This is a genomic window from Solirhodobacter olei, assembly GCF_004010155.1.
GTDB lineage: Bacteria > Pseudomonadota > Alphaproteobacteria > Rhodobacterales > Rhodobacteraceae > Solirhodobacter > Solirhodobacter olei.
In genome coordinates this window covers 26,609-43,236 of the sequence record NZ_RRYH01000028.1, presented here as the reverse complement: position 1 = coordinate 43,236, position 16,628 = coordinate 26,609, and the positions used below count along the sequence as shown (strand labels likewise).

18 protein-coding genes and 1 pseudogene are annotated in these 16,628 nt (G+C 62.3%); 9 read left to right on the top strand and 10 right to left on the bottom strand.

Annotated features, from left to right (window positions below; all coding sequences use genetic code 11):
• Nucleotides 1-2: 2 nt before the first annotated feature.
• The 5 genes from EIP85_RS17585 to EIP85_RS17565 form a co-directional block, all read right to left on the bottom strand.
• Nucleotides 3-1,085, bottom strand: a complete 1,083-nt coding sequence (locus EIP85_RS17585) for an ABC transporter permease (RefSeq protein WP_127903522.1) — start codon at nucleotides 1,083-1,085, stop codon at nucleotides 3-5.
• A 22-nt stretch (nucleotides 1,086-1,107) separates the two neighbouring features.
• The gene (locus EIP85_RS17580) at nucleotides 1,108-2,469 is read right to left on the bottom strand and encodes a CmpA/NrtA family ABC transporter substrate-binding protein (RefSeq protein WP_127903521.1); all 1,362 of its coding nucleotides are present in this window, start codon (nucleotides 2,467-2,469) and stop codon (nucleotides 1,108-1,110) included.
• Nucleotides 2,470-2,700: 231 nt separating this feature from the next.
• Nucleotides 2,701-3,879, bottom strand: coding sequence for a CmpA/NrtA family ABC transporter substrate-binding protein (locus EIP85_RS17575; RefSeq protein ID WP_127903520.1), 1,179 nt, complete (start codon nucleotides 3,877-3,879; stop codon nucleotides 2,701-2,703).
• The gene (locus EIP85_RS17570) at nucleotides 3,876-4,460 is read right to left on the bottom strand and encodes an ANTAR domain-containing response regulator (protein WP_127903519.1); all 585 of its coding nucleotides are present in this window, start codon (nucleotides 4,458-4,460) and stop codon (nucleotides 3,876-3,878) included. Before EIP85_RS17570 ends, EIP85_RS17575 begins: the two co-directional genes overlap by 4 nt.
• Nucleotides 4,461-5,024: 564 nt before the next feature.
• Nucleotides 5,025-5,636: a 2-hydroxychromene-2-carboxylate isomerase gene (locus EIP85_RS17565; protein WP_127903518.1), complete on the bottom strand. Its 612-nt coding sequence runs from the start codon at nucleotides 5,634-5,636 to the stop codon at nucleotides 5,025-5,027.
• A 552-nt stretch (nucleotides 5,637-6,188) separates the two neighbouring features.
• Between EIP85_RS17565 and EIP85_RS17560 the strand changes: the two genes are divergently transcribed.
• The 4 genes from EIP85_RS17560 to EIP85_RS17545 all read left to right on the top strand — a co-directional run bounded on the left by EIP85_RS17560 (nucleotide 6,189) and on the right by EIP85_RS17545 (nucleotide 9,395).
• Complete coding sequence (locus EIP85_RS17560; protein ID WP_127903517.1) at nucleotides 6,189-6,572, top strand: hypothetical protein; 384 nt, start codon at nucleotides 6,189-6,191, stop codon at nucleotides 6,570-6,572.
• A 404-nt stretch (nucleotides 6,573-6,976) separates the two neighbouring features.
• Entirely contained in the window at nucleotides 6,977-7,348 is a 372-nt protein-coding gene (locus EIP85_RS17555; RefSeq protein WP_127903516.1) for a hypothetical protein, read from the top strand.
• A 271-nt stretch (nucleotides 7,349-7,619) separates the two neighbouring features.
• The gene (locus EIP85_RS17550; RefSeq protein ID WP_164871778.1) at nucleotides 7,620-8,651 is read left to right on the top strand and encodes a LuxR C-terminal-related transcriptional regulator; all 1,032 of its coding nucleotides are present in this window, start codon (nucleotides 7,620-7,622) and stop codon (nucleotides 8,649-8,651) included.
• A gap of 357 nt (nucleotides 8,652-9,008) precedes the next feature.
• Nucleotides 9,009-9,395, top strand: coding sequence for a hypothetical protein (locus EIP85_RS17545; RefSeq protein ID WP_127903514.1), 387 nt, complete (start codon nucleotides 9,009-9,011; stop codon nucleotides 9,393-9,395).
• Nucleotides 9,396-9,626: 231 nt separating this feature from the next.
• Here the strand turns inward: EIP85_RS17545 and EIP85_RS17540 are convergent.
• Nucleotides 9,627-10,241, bottom strand: a pseudogene (locus EIP85_RS17540) (IS110 family RNA-guided transposase); the annotation flags it as partial.
• Between EIP85_RS17540 and EIP85_RS17535 the strand changes: the two are divergent.
• The 3 genes from EIP85_RS17535 (at nucleotide 10,167) to EIP85_RS17525 (ending at nucleotide 11,140) form a co-directional block, all read left to right on the top strand.
• Nucleotides 10,167-10,457 (top strand): IS1096 element passenger TnpR family protein, encoded by a 291-nt coding sequence (locus EIP85_RS17535; protein ID WP_127903571.1) that lies wholly within the window; start codon nucleotides 10,167-10,169, stop codon nucleotides 10,455-10,457. The pseudogene EIP85_RS17540 and the gene EIP85_RS17535 overlap by 75 nt on opposite strands.
• 129 nt (nucleotides 10,458-10,586) lie before the next feature.
• Nucleotides 10,587-10,844 carry a type II toxin-antitoxin system ParD family antitoxin gene (locus EIP85_RS17530; protein WP_127903513.1) on the top strand — a complete coding sequence of 86 codons (258 nt, stop codon included), beginning with the start codon at nucleotides 10,587-10,589 and terminating at the stop codon, nucleotides 10,842-10,844.
• Entirely contained in the window at nucleotides 10,841-11,140 is a 300-nt protein-coding gene (locus EIP85_RS17525; protein WP_127903512.1) for a type II toxin-antitoxin system RelE/ParE family toxin, read from the top strand. The genes EIP85_RS17530 and EIP85_RS17525 overlap by 4 nt, the downstream gene beginning before the upstream one ends.
• A 91-nt stretch (nucleotides 11,141-11,231) precedes the next feature.
• Here the strand turns inward: EIP85_RS17525 and EIP85_RS17520 are convergent, their stop codons facing one another.
• The 4 genes from EIP85_RS17520 to EIP85_RS17505 form a co-directional block, all read right to left on the bottom strand.
• Nucleotides 11,232-11,474: a hypothetical protein gene (locus EIP85_RS17520; protein WP_127903511.1), complete on the bottom strand. Its 243-nt coding sequence runs from the start codon at nucleotides 11,472-11,474 to the stop codon at nucleotides 11,232-11,234.
• Between the two features lie 539 nt (nucleotides 11,475-12,013).
• Nucleotides 12,014-12,220, bottom strand: a complete 207-nt coding sequence (locus tag EIP85_RS17515) for a hypothetical protein (RefSeq protein ID WP_127903510.1) — start codon at nucleotides 12,218-12,220, stop codon at nucleotides 12,014-12,016.
• 332 nt (nucleotides 12,221-12,552) lie between these two features.
• Nucleotides 12,553-12,897: a hypothetical protein gene (locus EIP85_RS22865; RefSeq protein WP_164871773.1), complete on the bottom strand. Its 345-nt coding sequence runs from the start codon at nucleotides 12,895-12,897 to the stop codon at nucleotides 12,553-12,555.
• A gap of 72 nt (nucleotides 12,898-12,969) precedes the next feature.
• The gene (locus EIP85_RS17505; protein WP_164871777.1) at nucleotides 12,970-13,947 is read right to left on the bottom strand and encodes a LysR family transcriptional regulator; all 978 of its coding nucleotides are present in this window, start codon (nucleotides 13,945-13,947) and stop codon (nucleotides 12,970-12,972) included.
• A gap of 106 nt (nucleotides 13,948-14,053) precedes the next feature.
• Here EIP85_RS17505 and EIP85_RS17500 point away from each other — a divergent pair, with 106 nt between their 5' ends.
• Together EIP85_RS17500 and EIP85_RS17495 are read left to right on the top strand one after the other, a co-directional pair.
• Entirely contained in the window at nucleotides 14,054-15,589 is a 1,536-nt protein-coding gene (locus tag EIP85_RS17500) for a sulfatase (protein ID WP_127903507.1), read from the top strand.
• A gap of 19 nt (nucleotides 15,590-15,608) precedes the next feature.
• Entirely contained in the window at nucleotides 15,609-16,625 is a 1,017-nt protein-coding gene (locus tag EIP85_RS17495) for a Bug family tripartite tricarboxylate transporter substrate binding protein (RefSeq protein ID WP_164871776.1), read from the top strand.
• Nucleotides 16,626-16,628: the final 3 nt, after the last annotated feature.

Below are 16,628 nucleotides of genomic sequence, written 5' to 3'. Positions count from 1 at the left end.
GCTCACCGATGTGTGGAGAAGGTGAAAAGCGATTGCAGCGCGAGCATCAGCCGGTCGAGGAGGAAGCCGATCAGGCCGATGGTCAGGACCGCCACCATGATCCGAGCAAGGCTGTCCGAAGATCCGTTCTGGAACTCGTCCCAGATGAATTTGCCCAGGCCGGGGTTTTGCGCCAGCATCTCGGCCGCTATCAGGACCATCCAGCCGACCCCGAGCGACAAGCGCATGCCCGTGAAGATCAGGGGCAGCGCCGAGGGCAGCACCAGCTTGGTGATCCTCCGCCAGGTGGAGAGCTTGAGGACGCGGCCGACGTTCACCAGGTCACGGTCGATCGAGGCGACGCCGAGCGCGGTGTTGACCAGTGTCGGCCAGAGCGAGCAGAGCGTGACGGTGATCGCCGAGACCAGGAAAGACTTGGGGAAAAAGCCGTTGTTCGTCGTGTAGAGCGCCGAGACGACCATGGTCACTATCGGCAGCCACGCGAGCGGTGAAACCGGCTTGAAGAGCTGAACCAGGGGATTGAAGGCGGCATTCGCCGTGGCCGACAGCCCACAGAGGATGCCGAGCGGCACCGCCACCAGCGTCGCCAGCAGGAAACCGAAGAAGACAGTGCGGATCGAGGTGAAGATCTGGTCATAATAGGTGGGCGTGCCGACATAGACGTGGTGGCGCACCCGATCGGCCTTGCCTTCGGCAACAAGCAGGGCGTTGCGCTTCGCCTCGCGGGCGTAGAAGGCCTTGGCCTTCAGGTGCTCTGCATTGGCCTCGGCGTTGAGTTGTACCGCCTGCTCCCAAACCGCGACCGGCCCCGGGATGGTGCCGAGCGAGGTCTTCACCTGGGGCGCGAGGACGCCCCAGAGCAGGAGGAACGCCCCGATCGCCAGAAGCGGCACGCCGAGGAGGCGGAAGATCTCGCGCCCCTGCGCCCTCGGGTTGTCGCCGGAGAGAGCGCGCAGGATCGGCGTCATCCAGGCGAGGCCCAGAAGCTTGAACCAGCCGTCGAGCGCGCTGATCCGGGTGAAGAGGCGCGCGCGGCGATCCTCCTTCAGGGCGGCCGTGTCGATTGTCTGGTCGAATGCGGTCATCTCTGGGCCTCCGATGCCGTGGTCAGTTGGTAACCTTGCCGTCGGTGACGGTCTGGTTGTCTTTGAGCCCGATCTTGAGGCTGTCGATATAGGCGTTGGGGTGAGTGCCGTCGTAGGTGACGTGGTCTATGAAGTCGGAGGTTGGGGGCTTGTAGCCATCGGTCATCCAGGGGAAGTCGGAGGCCTTGGCCTCGCCCTCGTCGACCAGCATCTTCGCGGCCTTGAGGTAGATGTCGGGCCGGTAGACCTCTTTCGCGACATCCTTGTACCAGCTGTCGGGATGGCCGACGGGGATCTGGCCCCAGCGGCGCATCTGGGTGAGGTACCAGATCGCGTCCGAGTAATAGGGATAGGTCGCGTCATGTCGGAAGAAGACGTTGAAATCCGGCATCTTCCGCTTGTCGCCCTTCTCGTATTCGAAGGTGCCTGTCATCGAATTGGCGATCACCGAGGCGTCGGCGCCGACATATTGCGGCTCCGACAGGATCTTGACCGCGGCGGCGCGGTTCTTGCCGTTGTCCTCGTCGAGCCAGATCGCGGCGCGGATCAGCGCCTTGGTCAGCGCCAGCGTGGTGTTGGGGTATTTCTTGGCAAATTCCGCGGTGACGCCGAAGACCTTCTCGGGGTTGTTCTTCCAAATCTCGTAGGAGGTCACGACCGGCACGCCGATGCCCTTGGCCACCGCTGCCTCGTTCCAGGGCTCGCCCACGCAATAGCCGTAGATCGTGCCGGCCTCGAGCGTGGAGGGCATCTGCGGTGGGGGCGTGACGGAAAGGAGGACCTGCGCGTCGATCGTGCCTGTCGCGTCGTCGGGGCTGTAGAAGCCGGGCTGGATGCCGGAGGCGGCGAGCCAGTAGCGGAGCTGGTAATTGTGCGAGGAGACTGGGAAGACCATGCCCATGTTGAAGGGTTTGCCCTCAGCCCGGTACTTGGCGACGATCGGCTTCAGCGCCTCGGCCGAGATCGGGTGGACCGGCTTGCCGTCCGCCCCTTTCGGGATGTTCGGCAGCATCTGCTTCCAGATGTCGTTCGAGACCGTGATTGCGTTGCCGTTCAGGTCCATCGAAAAGGGCGTGATGATATGCGCCTTGGTGCCGTAGCCAATGGTCGCGGCGAGCGGCTGGCCTGCCAGCATATGCGCCCCGTCGAGCTGGCCGGAAATCACGCCGTCCAGAAGCACCTTCCAGTTCGCCTGCGGCACCAGGGTGACGTAGAGGCCCTCGTCCTCGAAGAAGTGCTTCTCCTTGGCGATGGCCAGCGGCGCCATGTCGGTGAGCTTGATGAAGCCGATCTTCAGCGTGTCCTTCTCGACATCGAGCATGTCGGCCCGGGTCGTGGTGGCGAAGGCCAAGGAGGCGGCGAGGGCGGCGGTGAACAGTTTCATGTCCGGTTCCCTGTCGAGGCGGCGGCGGCCGCAAATACGAAAAAGCCGACGACACACGCCGCGGATGCGGCGGGTCGAGCGGCTTTGCTCTGGTCCCTGCGGATTTGGGAATTTGGCGGAGCGGCGCTGCCCCGGTGTCTTTCCATCGCCCGGCGGGGCGTGCCGGTCAAACGCTGCAGCGGTGAGGCGTGTGATTTTCGCTGCGCCGCAGCGCGGCTGCCCGAAAAAGCATCAACTTCCGGGAGCCGGGTCGAATATTCCGCCATCGAAGAATCGGTTGCGCGGCAGAATCACGCCCGAGGCGCCGCCTGCGGCGAGGATGGGCGCCTCCGCCCCGCCCTCCACCTTGTCCGATGTCGCGGGCATCTCCGCCCCCGCGCCGGCGAGGTTGCGGCGGTAGAGGTCGGAACGAAAGACGGCGCGGGCGGCCTCCAGCGCCTCGTTCCGGTCGAGGCCGAGGCGGGCGGCCATGCGCGCGCCGATCCAGGCGGCCTGGCTCCTCCAGGGGAAGGCCGCGAGGCCGGCGTGGAACTCGAGGAACCCCGGCACCTGCGCCTCCGCCCCCTCGGGAGAGATCACCAGATCGCCGGCAAGCCCGCGCTCCGGCACCTCGGCGGGCAGGTCCAGGTACTGCGGGCGTGCGAGGATTTCGGAGGCGGTGATGCGGTTGGCTGGATCGCCGAGCCAGCGCCCCGCCCGCCAGATCGCCCGCATCAGGCGGCCGGCGACCTCGGGCTCGCGCTCGGCCCAGTCGTGCCGGGTGGCGAGGACCTTTTCCGGCGCGAAGGACCAGATCGCCGAGCCCGGGAGCAGCAGGTCCCCCGCCCCGGTTGCCACTGCGATGGAGCCCCAGGGCTCGCCAACGCAGAAGGCGTCGATCTCGTCGGTGGCCAGCGCCGCGGCCATCTGCGGTGGCGGCACGGTGCGCACGGCAAGGTCCTGCGGGACACGGAAGCCGAGCGCGCCGAGCCAGTAGTAGAGAAGCTCGGCATGCATCGAAAACGGGAAGGGCACGCCGATCCGGAGCCCCTCCCCCGCCGCGGCGATGAGCGCGCGGCCGGCTGCCGCGGCATCGGCGAAGTCGAAGCCATGGCCCGCCTCCCGCATCCGCGCGGCAAGCGCGCGGGAGACGCCGATGACATTGCCGTTGACCGAGAGGACCTGCAGCGCGTCGAGCTGCCCTGCCCCGCCGCCGAGGCCAAGCGCCGTCGCCACCGGCACGGGCGCAAGCATATGCGCCGCCGCGACCTGCCCGAAGCTCAGCATGTCGCGCAGCATCGACCAGGAGGCGGCGCGACGGAGCTCGAAGGTGAGACGTTCCTCCTCGGCGAAACCCAGCTCCTGCGCAACGATGAGCGGCGCGGCATCGACCAGCGGGATGAACCCGAGGGGAAGCACCACCCCGCTCATTTCAACAGTGCCGCGGCGGTGACAAGGGCATTTGCGACATCGGCGATCTTGCGGCCCTGATCCATCGCGGTCTTGCGCAGGAGTGCGTAGGCCGCGTCCTCGTCGATACCGCGGGCGCGCATCAAAAGGCCTTTGGCGCGGTCAATGATCTTGCGTTCCTCCAGCGCAGCCTTGGTGGCGGCGAGCTCCGATCGCATGCGGTGGAACATGTGGAAGCGGGTGATCGCGGCATCGAGGATCGGCTTGATCCGGTCGGCGCGGAGCCCGTCGACGACATAGGCGGAGACCCCGGCCTCGATCGCGGCCTGGGCAAGGCCCTCGTCTGAGCGGTCGACGAACATGGCCACGGGCCGGTCCATCGGACCGGAGGCAAGGGTCAGTTCCTCCAGCACGTCGCGCGAGGGGCTGGTGAGGTCGATCAGAACGAGGTCGGGCCGGCGCTCGGAGATGCGGCGAGCAAGGCGTGATTCCTCGGAAATAACATAGATATCGTGGCCGCCCGCTTCACGCAGGCTGTCAACGATCAACATCGCCCTCTCACGGTCTTTCTCGACCACTACGATGGAAAGGCCTTGGTCCACTTCCCAACCTCTCGGTTCGTCCTTTGGTTTCGGGCGACTTCGTTCCGTGCAAGCCGTAACGCGTCGATCGAGCCATCCACCATCACTCTGCACATATTTTAGGCAACCAAATCGGCGCTTGGTCCTTACGTCGAGCGCTCGGTTTATTGGCGATCTGAGACGCGCTGACTCGAGCGAGGGCCCCTGACCAGATGTCGAGCGAACCGCCGTATTTTATGGCACCAGTTGGAATTGCCCCGAGAGACCGTAGGCCTTCCGCGCCGCTGCCAAGGTCTCTCCGCTCGACTGGGCCGGGGCGCCCCCCGGCCATTCCCACGAGCAGTGCCTTGAGAGATCCTGCGCAGCGCTGCTATTGGCAGCACCTCGGCGAGGAACTTGAGGATGCGCTGGCCCCTGCCGAGGCGGTAGATATCTGATCGACCGGGCCGCACGACATGGGCGGCCCTTTGCGGTCACCGGGGAACGGGGCAAAGCCACCTCTCAAGATCTCCGCAGCGGCCATATGTGCGGCCTGCAGCATGCCGATGGCAGTGCTGGAGGCCTCCGCGACAGGAGCGGTTCCCTTCACTCCTTCACCAGCTGAGCTGGATGCTGCCCGGCTGCCCAAGCAATTGCCTCTTCGAGGCGGTCGTCGCCCCAGAACACTTCTTCGCCGACGACGAAAGTCGGCGAGCCAAATCCACCGAGGCCACGGACAAAATCTGTTTCCGACGCATAGCGCTCGCAAACCTCGTCACTTCCGGCCTTGCGCAAGACCATCTCGGGATCCTTATCAAGGCCAACAAGGATATGCGTGAGCGCATCGGGATCTCCCAGAGGCTTGCCTTCGAGATACCAGGAGGAGAAGCTTGCACGGGTGTATTCGGAGCACCAGCCTTCAATCATCGCGACCACACCAACCCGGTTCGCAAGTTCCTCAGGATCGGTTGGCCACACCGGCGGCGCAACGAATGGCACTCCGTGCTGAGCCGCCCGGCGCTCAATATCGCGCCAGATGTAGCGCAGTTTCTCCTTCTGGCTCCGGAGAGGGTTTTTCTGCTCGATCATAAGGGTGCGGACGCTGAATGGTCGCCAATGGACGGTCACCCCTGATGCCTTTGCCAAGGCATCGATCCGCATCACCGACAAGTAGGCATAACCACTTCCGAAGAAATACATGAAATTCAGGTCTTGCATGCCCCCTCCCGGATATCGAGGCCCAACGTGATGGCTGTCACGATCCGGCGCCCGCCGCCTGTGCGAGACTCGTTTGGGATTATAGCAAATCACGTCGCCCAGAAGAACCTCAGCACGGCTTATGACCCGGCCAACGCATAGAAGACGTGGCCGCTCCCCGACCTGTTGCGGACCTACAACCGAGGATTTGACGCTGCATTGCAGAGCTCCAAGAGCTGCCCACCACGCTTGGCGCGAAGGCTAACCGCGCTACCCCCATAGCAAGGCACAAAAAGGGCGAAATCGCCGCTGCCGTTTAAGCGGGTCATAACAACGCCTCGGACCGTTGGATATTGAAATTTTGAGTTCGATCGATCTTTCCGTGTTGAAGATTCAGATCATTAATTTCGATGGCCTCGATGTAGATCGATAGTCTGTCGCATAGCCCAAATTGGTCATGCCACGATCAACGAGATGACGTATGCTTCAGAGGACGACATTGAGCCTGCATGGGAACGCATTGAGTTCGGCTGGCGAGATCGACGAGTTACCCTCTGACAAGAGGAAACCATCATGGTCCTTTTCAAAGCGGCTGCCGCATCGATAATGATGATTTTCGCGGTGGAAGCATCGGCAACCCCCTGCCGACAGATGACGACGGCACAGTTGAAGCGCCTGACTTCCAATGGCGTCACCCTCCACCTTGGGAAGCCGGATACCGGGGTCCTGGGCCGTCTCAGTATCCGCGGGAACGGAACGGCCTCGGGCTACATAACCATAGGTGGTCATAACTATGGCATCTCGGGTAAATGGCATGTTGCCGACAACAAGTTCTGCCGAACCTGGGAAGGTGGGCGCAGCGCGCATAAGCAGGTCTGCGAAACCTGGTGCATGCTTTCGCCGACATCCGTCGAGGCGTTCCAAGGCAGCAAGGATCTTGGGATGAATTCCTGGTAGGACTCGACCGATATTTTCATTCCGCTCGAGCAGCAGGCTTGGCCGCAAGCCATTCATGCATGATTGATCTGGAATGCTCACACGGATGCAAGACCCACGCTGGCCGCTCTTGCTCACATAGTCCATATGGATCATGACGTTCAGGCAGGCCCGTGATAATCGTGAAACATGGCCCTATCACGGTCGGTCATCGCGGAAAGGTGTCGGTGGTAGAATATTCGAAGACAGTTCAAGACAGAAATTTAACTCCCTCTTTGGTCGGTGCTATTTTGGTATTCCCCGATGGATGTTGTTGGTGCGTGCATCAGAGTTATCCGGCTGCGATATGGGCCTGCAAAAGACCAAATTAGATGCCCTTTTCTGCTCCCTGTTTTATTGGGATCGCGTTAAACGGGAGGTCAAACATGTCAATTCCCAAAGCCGCTCATTCATTGTCTGTTCTGGTCATTGGACTCAACCTGGCGACGCCCGGCTTCGCCGCAAGCTATCTCAGTCAGGCCCAGCTCTTGTCGATGTTGCCCGGCCATACCGTCAGCGGTCTCGCCGAGGATGGAACCAAGTTCGTGACAAACTACGGCCCTGGCGGACGCATGGGCAAGGCTGCCGGAACCTATCACAACCATCCCTTCGAGGAAGCCTGGTATGTTCAGGGCAATTTGTGGTGCGAGAACGGCGGCTGGGGCCACGTCTGCTACAAGGTGCAGCAGGTCGACGCCAGCACCCTGCAACTCTATTACAACGGGAAGGCGTTGAAGCACACCTGGTCGCTGAAATAACCCGGCGGCCCCGGGCACATGGCGCTCCTCGTGCGCAACGTCTTCGTCATTCACCGACCCGTCGCCTTCCCTGTCCCCACCAGCGAAGGGCGGCGAACCGCCGGGGTGGTACCGCAATCGGCGGTGCTACCCCGGAGGTTGACCGATTTCCCTTCTCGTGAGACGATGAGCGAGTTGGCAGGGGGCATCTGCCATGGGGTCATTGTGTCTGGGCACATATAGCCGACTGTCGGCTCTTATCTTTGCCGCCGCTCTCAATCCGGAGCTGTGGTTGGATGTCGCCGAAGCCTTTGCGTCCGAATCCGGCGGCGCCCATGCGCACATTATCGGACATGACACCCGAACGAATAAGGGCATTCAAGCTGTTACGTCGCTCTACGATCCAGAGAGAATGGCATCCTATCAGGAATACTATGCTCAGATAAATCCGAGGATCAACTGGATTAAGGCCCTGACACCCGGAAGGTTTGTCTTTTCGAGACAGGTTTTTCAACTCGATGAGCTTTTCGCGAGCGAGTTTTACAACGACTGGATGCGACCACAGAAACTGTCGCACCGGGGCGGAGGGGTCGTTCTCTTCAACGATCCGGAGAGGCTCATCTTTCTTGGGGCGGATGTTCCGGACAAGCAGGGTGATGATCTCGATCCGGCATGGGAAGGTCTTCTTACACCACTCATTGGCTCCCTTCAGCAAGCGTTGGAAATCAGCCGAAGCCTGGACGGACTTCGCATCGAGCGGATGCTCACGGATGACGAGTTCAACTCCGGAGCTGCCGTCTTCGCGGTCAGCGACGATCGCCGTTTGCTCTTTGCAAACCGGGCGGCCCGGTTGATTTTGACCCAAGGATTACTCTTTTGCGAGAATAACGCGGGCCAGGTCCGGTTGCGCGACGGGTGTCATATCGAGGGAAAGCCCGACCGTGCAACGCGCATCCGCGCAGGCAATCACCAGTGGATTATGCGCTGCGTCGACTTCACCCCCTCCGTGCTGGGGTTTTCTCCGTTCGGCACATTGCTGAACGTGGACCGGCGCTCCAAGCTCATCATCGTCTCTGAAGCGAGACATCACATTCCATCCGTCCAAGACCTTGGGTTGAGCGGAAGTGAATATGCGGTGGTGATGGCGCTTGGAAACGGCAAGACACCTCAAGAGATCGCGGATGAGCGGGCAACCAGTGTCAACACAGTCCGCAACCAGATCAAATCGGCCATGTCGAAGACCGAGACCCATCGCCAAGTCGATCTCGTTCTCGCGGTGAAGAGTGCCACGGAGGAAGCGCCGCCGGGTATCGTCGACTTATAGATCTCGATGTCGGACCCAGCAGTATCGCCATCCAAGTCCGGCGAGGTTGCTTCGAGCTGGAGGCGCGGCCTATTCTCCTTTAGCCATTTAATCCAATAGCCAAAATGGATCATGAAATTTCCCCGAATCAGGCGCATCATTGAAATCGGTCCTGGCCAAAGAAGCCGAGACTAAGCTGGAATATCGGAAACGGTTCACGGAGCTATCCGGATACCGATTCCGGGAAATATCTGACCTTCAATCTGGATAAATGCGCTTCCAGGCACGGCTAAAGTTCGGCCTCCGCCCGGTATTTCTGGGGGGCGAGCCGTGCAAATGCCCATTCGTCTCGGAAACGCCCTTCAACGGGAGATAAACATGAAACGTCCGGTAATCTTTAAAGCGAAATTCGCCCTTCCAATCGGCGTTGCTCTCGCTGTCGCATCCCTCGCGACACCTGGGCTCGCGAACTCCTACCTGACCCAACAGCAGCTCTTATCGATGCTGCCGGGCCACATTGTGATGGGCAACAGCTCCGGCGGTGCCAAGTTCGCCCGGAGCTTCGGACCCGGCCAGGAAATGGGAAAGGTGACCAATAAGGGCACCGGCACATTCAGCACCGAGGGTTGGTACGTCCAGGGCAACTCATGGTGCGAAGAAGATGGTTTTGACCATGCCTGCTACCAAGTGCAGCAGGTGAACGCCAACACGCTGCAGGCTTATCAGGGCGGGAAACCGCTCGAGACCGCCTGGACGCTGCAATAATCCATCTTTGAAGTTCCTTTTCGGCCCGAGCCTTCGAGTCCGAGGCGCTCGATAAGACGCCGGCCAGCGCACTGGCCGGCGTACCCGACGGCCCTACCGGGCGCGGGAGTGGTCAGGGCAAACACTTACCAGGTCGCAGACCATGACCTAATGGGCCGTCAGACTCTGGGGGGCTAGTCTCTCCGTTCCATGCTGTCCTCTTTCGCGAACTTCGTGGTGACCGGGAAGCTGTCAGATCGCTTCCATGGTCTCATCTCTTGGGGCGTCGAAGCGTGTGCCGTGGCGCAGGATGGTCCACGCGGTGCGGGCCAGCTTGTTGGCCAGGGCGACCGCGGCCTTGTTCCTCGGCATGCGGGAGACGGCCCGCTCGAGCCACGCGCCTAAGCTGAAGGCTTGCCAGCGGTGGGGACGCATCATGATCACCTTCGCGGCCTGAACGAACAGCATCCGCAGGTATCGGCTTCCCCGCTTGGTGATCCGTCCCAGGATCGTGCGACCGCCCGTGCTGAACTGCCGGGGCACCAGCCCGACCCAGGCGGCGAAGTCACGGCCTCGGTCGAAGGCCTCGCCTTGGCCGATCGCCGCGACCATGGCCGTCGAAATCATCGGCCCGATGCCCGGGATCGACGTGATGTTCGCGCAGTTCTCCTCGGTGCGGCTGATCTTCTCGATCTCCTTCGATACCGCCGCGATCCGGTCATCGAGCCAGAGCCAGTCACCATAGAGCCCGACCAGAATAGACCGAGTGCGAGGAGAGATCTCGTCGCGCCGCTGTTCGAGGATCGTCTCGAAGGAGTTTCTCAGCGCCCGGAGCCCGCTGCGGACCGCGATCCCCTGCTCGATCAACAGCCAGAGGATGTCGGTGGCGTCTCCGGCTATGCCTATTTTCTGAACATCCTTGCCGACCCGGACGACCAGGAACATTCCGAAACGCTCCGCTGGAGCGGCGGTTACTTCGATCCGGAGTGGTTCGACCTGGAGCGGATAAACAAGGACTTGCGTAACACCCTACGTGCCAACGCCCGCCGACCGAGAGACCAGCCGAAGCCGCGCAGGAATTGAAGCAATCCCGGAGCTCACGCGTTTAGACGGTCGGCCGCCACTCGCACCTTGGAGCAGACTTACCCCAACCCGCCTTGATAACTGTTATCAAGGCGGCCATATTGAGGGGCCAAGCACGTGGAGGTCAGGATGATCAGCGCAGACCTTGGAGCGCAGCTCGAACACTTCGTCTCCTCCCTTGTCGAGACCGGGCGGTACAATTCGAAGAGCGAAGTCCTGCGGGAGGGGATCCGTCTGATCCAAGAGCGCGAGGCGCGGCTTCAGGCGCTTGACCAGGCGATTGGGCGTGGGCTCGCCGATGCCGACGCCGGCCGCGTGGCCCCCCTCGACGATGTCGTCAGGCGGCTCGAGGCCAAGTATCAGGCCCAGGGTCGCGCCCCCGAATGATCGTCGAACTGACGGCGGCGGCCGCGGCGGATCTGGAGGCAATCGGAGACTACATCGCCCGCGATAATCCCGCGCGGGCTGCCAGCTTCATCCGGGAGCTCTATCGCGCCTGCACTGACATCGCGGATATGCCCGACGCCTGGCCGGTCGTTCCACGCTACGAGCGATACGGCATTCGCCGTCGGGTGCACGGGCGTTATCTGATTTTCTCCCGCGTCGCGAGCGATCGGGTCACAATCCTGCACATTCTCAACGGCACCATGAACGTCGAGGCTATTCTGTTTCCAAACGGATGAAATCAAGTCTGCCCATCCTCAGGCCGAAAGTTGGCACATCATAAATTCTATTAACCGTCGCAAGCTTACAGCACATCTGACGATTGAACCCTCAGAAGTGGAAGCGGGCGCGGCCGTCCGGTGTTTCTGCTGCCGTGAGGACGTGCCACCGCAGGAAGGCCTCCGGGCCGTCGATGATGACGGCGGTTCGGACGTATTCGGCGATCCTGCGGCCCGGTTCCTCCTTATAGACGTCGTTCCCCAAGAGGCGCAAAGCTTCCAGGATGATGTCGCAGTCGCCCGCATCGGGCACGAGCGCGGCTTTGGCGCTGCGCAAGGCTTTGGTGCAGGTCAACCTATCCTCCGTATCGGGCCGCAAGGCCCTATCGGTGTTGCGGCCTAAGACAACGCGGATATTGCTCACGAGTGTGTGAGTTCCAGCGTGGCGCGCACCCCTCCGGACGGCGCGCCGATCGCCGGGAACCGCTGTGCTGTCGCGATTAAATGGCCGCCAAGGCGGCACCAACGATCGATCAGGCCACGGGACACACAGCAGTAGCCCCGGCCCCTCCATCCTTGCATCAGCGTTAGAGCCGTCGCAGCATCTGGCTGACCTGAGACTCGGTTTCCGTCACGTCTGGGCAGCATTCTCTCGTGGACCACATTGCAAAGATCCTGGCCGAGAGCTTGGCGGATTGGGAAGCCGCCGCGCTCGTCGGGCTTGCGCAAGCCGCGATCTCCGATCGGACCCCGGCCTTGGAGCGGCTCCTCGACCTCCGACTAGCCGAACCAGTCATTGACGCAGGGATGCCGATGCGGGTTCGGGTCTCCCTTCTCGGTCAATCAGTGCTCGCGTTGATCCGACAGTCAGAGTGACTCTGGACCTGCTCGCATTCATAGGTTGCGACGCACATAGAGCTTCCCAACGACAAGCCCCACCCGCTCCTTGTCCGTGAGCTCGGCAAGCGCCCGTTCAAAGTCGGTCTGCAGGGCGCCGACGGTTTGCCTCACAGCTATCACATCGACAGCCTGCTCCGGGTCTGTGGCGTCCTGGCGCGCCAGTTCCGCAAGGATCGCCTGCCGCAAGCTCTCCGGTTCCATCAGGCTTTCTCCCCCTCTGTTGGCCCATGTCCCTAACATGGGGGCGCGGAGGTCATTGAAAAGGCCGCCATGGGCCGTGTGCCGGCAACTCTTCAGTGCGAATGGCCGAGAGGCCAAGCTCGTCAGGCCGTTGGAAAGACAAGTTCGGGGCCGCTTGCGGACTGGCCGATTGTGGCGAGGACGGCCGCCATTGCTGCCATTCCCGGGGAAGCGAACATGGAACAGGTATCAATTTGTCGTAGGCGATCCTTACCGCCAGTGCCGAACACACCTGCTATGGCAGTAACTTAGCACCAGGCTAGCGATAGTCTGCCCGGTCCGGCTGTGCCGCTCTACGAATACATCCGCAAAACCTGGACTTCAGAGCCGCACAGATTCATCATCGACTCGATCCGCCAGATGCCGGGATTGAACAGTCCCGGACGGACGGAGAGGGTTTCATGGGCATGCAATTCCGCGCCTGCAACCTGCCCATCATCCAACTGCAACTCTGCCAGCCCAACCACAGCCCCTCTCCCCAGCACCTGCATTTGGAGACCAAGGGCGAAGGCGTATTCCATAGGGGCTTCGAGGTTTCCGATGCCGACGCGGCGGAAGCCGCCTCGGGCACGCCGGTTAAGATGACGGGCCGCCGCGCCAATCGGACCGGCTTCACCTACTACAACACCGCCGACCATGCTGGTGTCATCCTGCTGAGCCGCGCCGCCAACACGTCTGGGAGGTGGCATTGGAGGCCAGCGGGGTCGGCCTTACGGGGCGGTCGCCTCTGCCGGCTCCACCGGGCGCATGTGCGACTGGCGTTCTGCCGCGCCGCGAATGGCGGCGCAGAGATCGTTGACGGGTTGCAGCGCCATCAGGTGCTGGCGCGTCACCAGCCAGGTCTCCAATGTCCGGGTGGGCGCATTGTGTCTGACGCGCTTGAGCCCGTGGCTCAGCGCCTCGCGCTCAAGGACGTCGGCCAGCAGGATGATGTGGTTGCTCTGGCTCACGATCGACAGCAGCGCGGCGACGGAGTTCGTGCGAAGGGTGCAGCGCGGGAACGAATGCGAGGGATTGCCGAAATCCTCTAGCACCTCCGCATCCTGCTGGTCGTCGCCTGAAAATCCGGCCCAGGGGTATGAGGCCAGATCCTCGGCGCTGACGGCCCCCCTTTCGAGCAGCGGATGTCCGGCGCGGACGAAGGCGAGCATCTGCACCTTTAGAATGGGCTCGATGACCAGGTCGTCGCGCTTGCCGCTCGCCTCGAGGATCTCGTCGATGTTGCGGACGGTGCCGAGAAACACGTCAATGTCGCCCGAGGTGATCAGCGGCAGCAGGGGCTTGGCGATTCCGGTGCGCACCTCGACCTGAAGCTGCGGATAGCTGCCGTGCAGCCTTGAAAGAATGCGCGGCAGGGGCCCGAGGCTCCAGATCAGACCCGCGCCGATGCGCAGGGTTCCACTGGTGCCCTTGCGCAGGGCCTCGATCTCCATCGCCGCGTAGCGGGCATCGGCGAGCATCACCTTGACATGGCGTTCGAGCGTCCGGGCGGCCACGGTCGGCACGACACCCTTGCTGGTGCGCTGAAACAGGCTGACGCCAAGCTGGTCTTCCAGCTTCGCCAGGCTCTTCGACAGGGCCGGCTGGGTGAGCCCGGCCGCCTCGGCCGCGGCCCTCAGGCTCCGATGGTTCATCACGGTGATGAAGTGTTCCAGTTGTCGCGGGCTCAGGGCGAAGGCGGGGCGCATTTTGCGATAACCTTTAGTTTTCATATTCTGAAAAAAAGCAATTAGACTTTATCATGTCTGCTTCCTAACGTCATCCGAACCGAATGCGAGGGAGGGGAGGCCACGCATGAGAAGCGTGTTCGTACTATTTGACTCGCTCAATCGACTCGCGCTGGCGGCGTACGGCGGCACCGCAGTGCCCACCCCGAATTTCGATCGCTTCGCGGCAAGAGCCGTCACCTTCGACACCCACTACGCCGGCTCGCTGCCCTGCATGCCGGCGCGACGTGACATGCATACGGGCCGGCTGAACTTCATGCATCGCAGCTGGGGGCCGCTGGAGCCCTTCGACAATTCCTTTGCCGAGATCCTGTCGAAGGCCGGCGTCAAGACGCACATGATCAGCGACCATCTGCATTATTTCGAGGACGGCGGTGCCACCTACCATACCCGCTATGACACCTGGGAGTTTATCCGGGGGCAGGAATATGACCCTTGGATCGCAATGGTCGAGCCACCGCTGCAGCGCTTCCGGGAGAAATACTCACCCAAGCACTATGACTTCTCCCAAAGCCCGCGGAAGCTGCAAAGCGCAGTCAACCGCGAAGAGATGCGCACCGAGGCTGATTTTCCCGGCGTGAAATGCTTTGACGCCGCGCTCTCCTATCTGGAGCGGAACCGCCGGGCCGACGACTGGCTGCTGCATCTGGAATGCTTTGATCCACACGAGCCCTTCGATGCCCCCGAACGGTTCCGGGCGATGTGCAGCACCGGCTACAACGGGCCCGTACTCGACTGGCCGGCCTATGAGCGGGTCACGGAATCGGCCGAGGAAATCGCCGCCATCCGTGCGAATTACGCGGCACTCGTGGCCATGTGCGACGAGAACTTCGGCCGCTTGCTGGATTTCTTCGACGTGCATGAGATGTGGCAGGACACGGCGCTGATCCTGACCACCGATCACGGTTATCTGCTGGCCGAGCATGACTGGTGGGCGAAGTCGCGCATGCCGTATTACGAGGAAATCTCGCACATCCCACTGATGATGCACCACCCCGAGCTCGGCCGCCCGGGCGCCAGGTGCCGGACGCTGACCCAGACCACCGACCTAATGCCGACCTTCCTCGACCTTCATGGGCTGCCGGCGCCGGCGGAGAGCCGCGGGCGGTCGCTGCTGCCCCTGGTGAACGGTACCGAGACCACGGATCGTGCGGTGATCTTCGGAATCTTCGGCGGCCCGATCGGCGTCACCGATGGCCGCTGGGTGCTCTATCACTACCCGCCGGACACGGCGGCAGACGGGTTGAACGAATATACCGTGATGCCGACGCATATGAGCGAGCCGTTCCGGCCGGACGAATTGCGCACGTCCAGCCTCGCGCCGCCCTTCGATTTCACCAAGGGCGCGCCGCTGCTCAGGATCAACGCGCTGTCGGATGCGCGTCGCGTTCCAATGAACGACGGCCACCGTTTCGCCGACTACGACACCGCGCTCTATGATCTCCGGTCCGATCCGCGGCAGGAGCAGCCGGTGCGGAACGCCGAGGTCGAGCGCGCGCTCTACGCGCAGATGCACCGGATTCTGAAGGATCACGACACACCGGAGGAAGTGTTCGCCTGGTATCGACTGGAACCGGCGGGGCCGAGCCTCGTGAACGGATAAGATGCAAAGGGAGGAGAAGATGTTGAGAGGGTTTTCGAAGATAGTGGCTGCCTCGGCGCTCGCACTCGGCGGAGCGGGGCTCTTGGCCGGGCCGGCAATCGCGCAGTCGAGCTTCCCGACGCGGCGCATTGAGGTGATCTATCCCTGGACTCCGGGAACGCCTACCTATGCCGTCAGCCAGATCATTGCCAATGCCATGGGCAATAACCTCGGCGTCAACATGCCCGTGGTCGCGAAGACCGGCGCCAGCGGGGTGAACGCCTTCGACCAGGCGCTGGCCCAGCCGGCGGACGGCTATTCGGTCATCGATGGTTATGTCGCGCCGCTGGTCATCTCGCCGCTTTTCAAGAAAGCGAACTGGAATTGCGGCGACTTCGTCCCGCTCTATTCCGCCACCTCGAACGCCTTCGCGGTCGTCTCGCGCGCGGATGAAAAGCGCTGGACCGACTTTCCGTCCTTCATCAAGTATCTGAAAGCGCATCCCGGCAAGACCCGCTACACGGCCAGCGCGCAGCTGTCGCTGCCACATATGGTCATGGCTAAGGTGTTGAAGACCGTCGGCGCAGTGGCGCGCAACGTGCCCTACAACGACCTTGCGGACGGCACCAAGGATCTGCGGAGCGGGCTGCTCGACTGGATGGTCGTCAATCCCGGGATCTACCGCGCGAACAAGAAGGAGTTTCGCGTGCTCGCCGTCCTTAGCGGCCTGAAGGAGGTGAGCAAGATCTATGATGGCGCCAAGCGGGCGCAGGACTATGGCGTCGACATCGGTCTGCACAGCCTTGCTCCGATGGGATGGGACTGGTGGCTCGTCAAGAAGGGCACCCCGGCTCCGGTCGTCGCCAAGCTGCGCGCGGCGATGGGCAAGGCGCTTGCCGAGCCGGCGGTGCATAACAAGATCCTGCAGATCGGCTTCGTACCCACGAGCTATAAGCCCGACCAGTATTCCAAGGTCTGCACCAGCGTCCGCCAGCAGCTGCAGGCGGCGATGGGCGCCATCACCTGGGAGACCAACGAACTCAAGAAGTACCACTGAGCC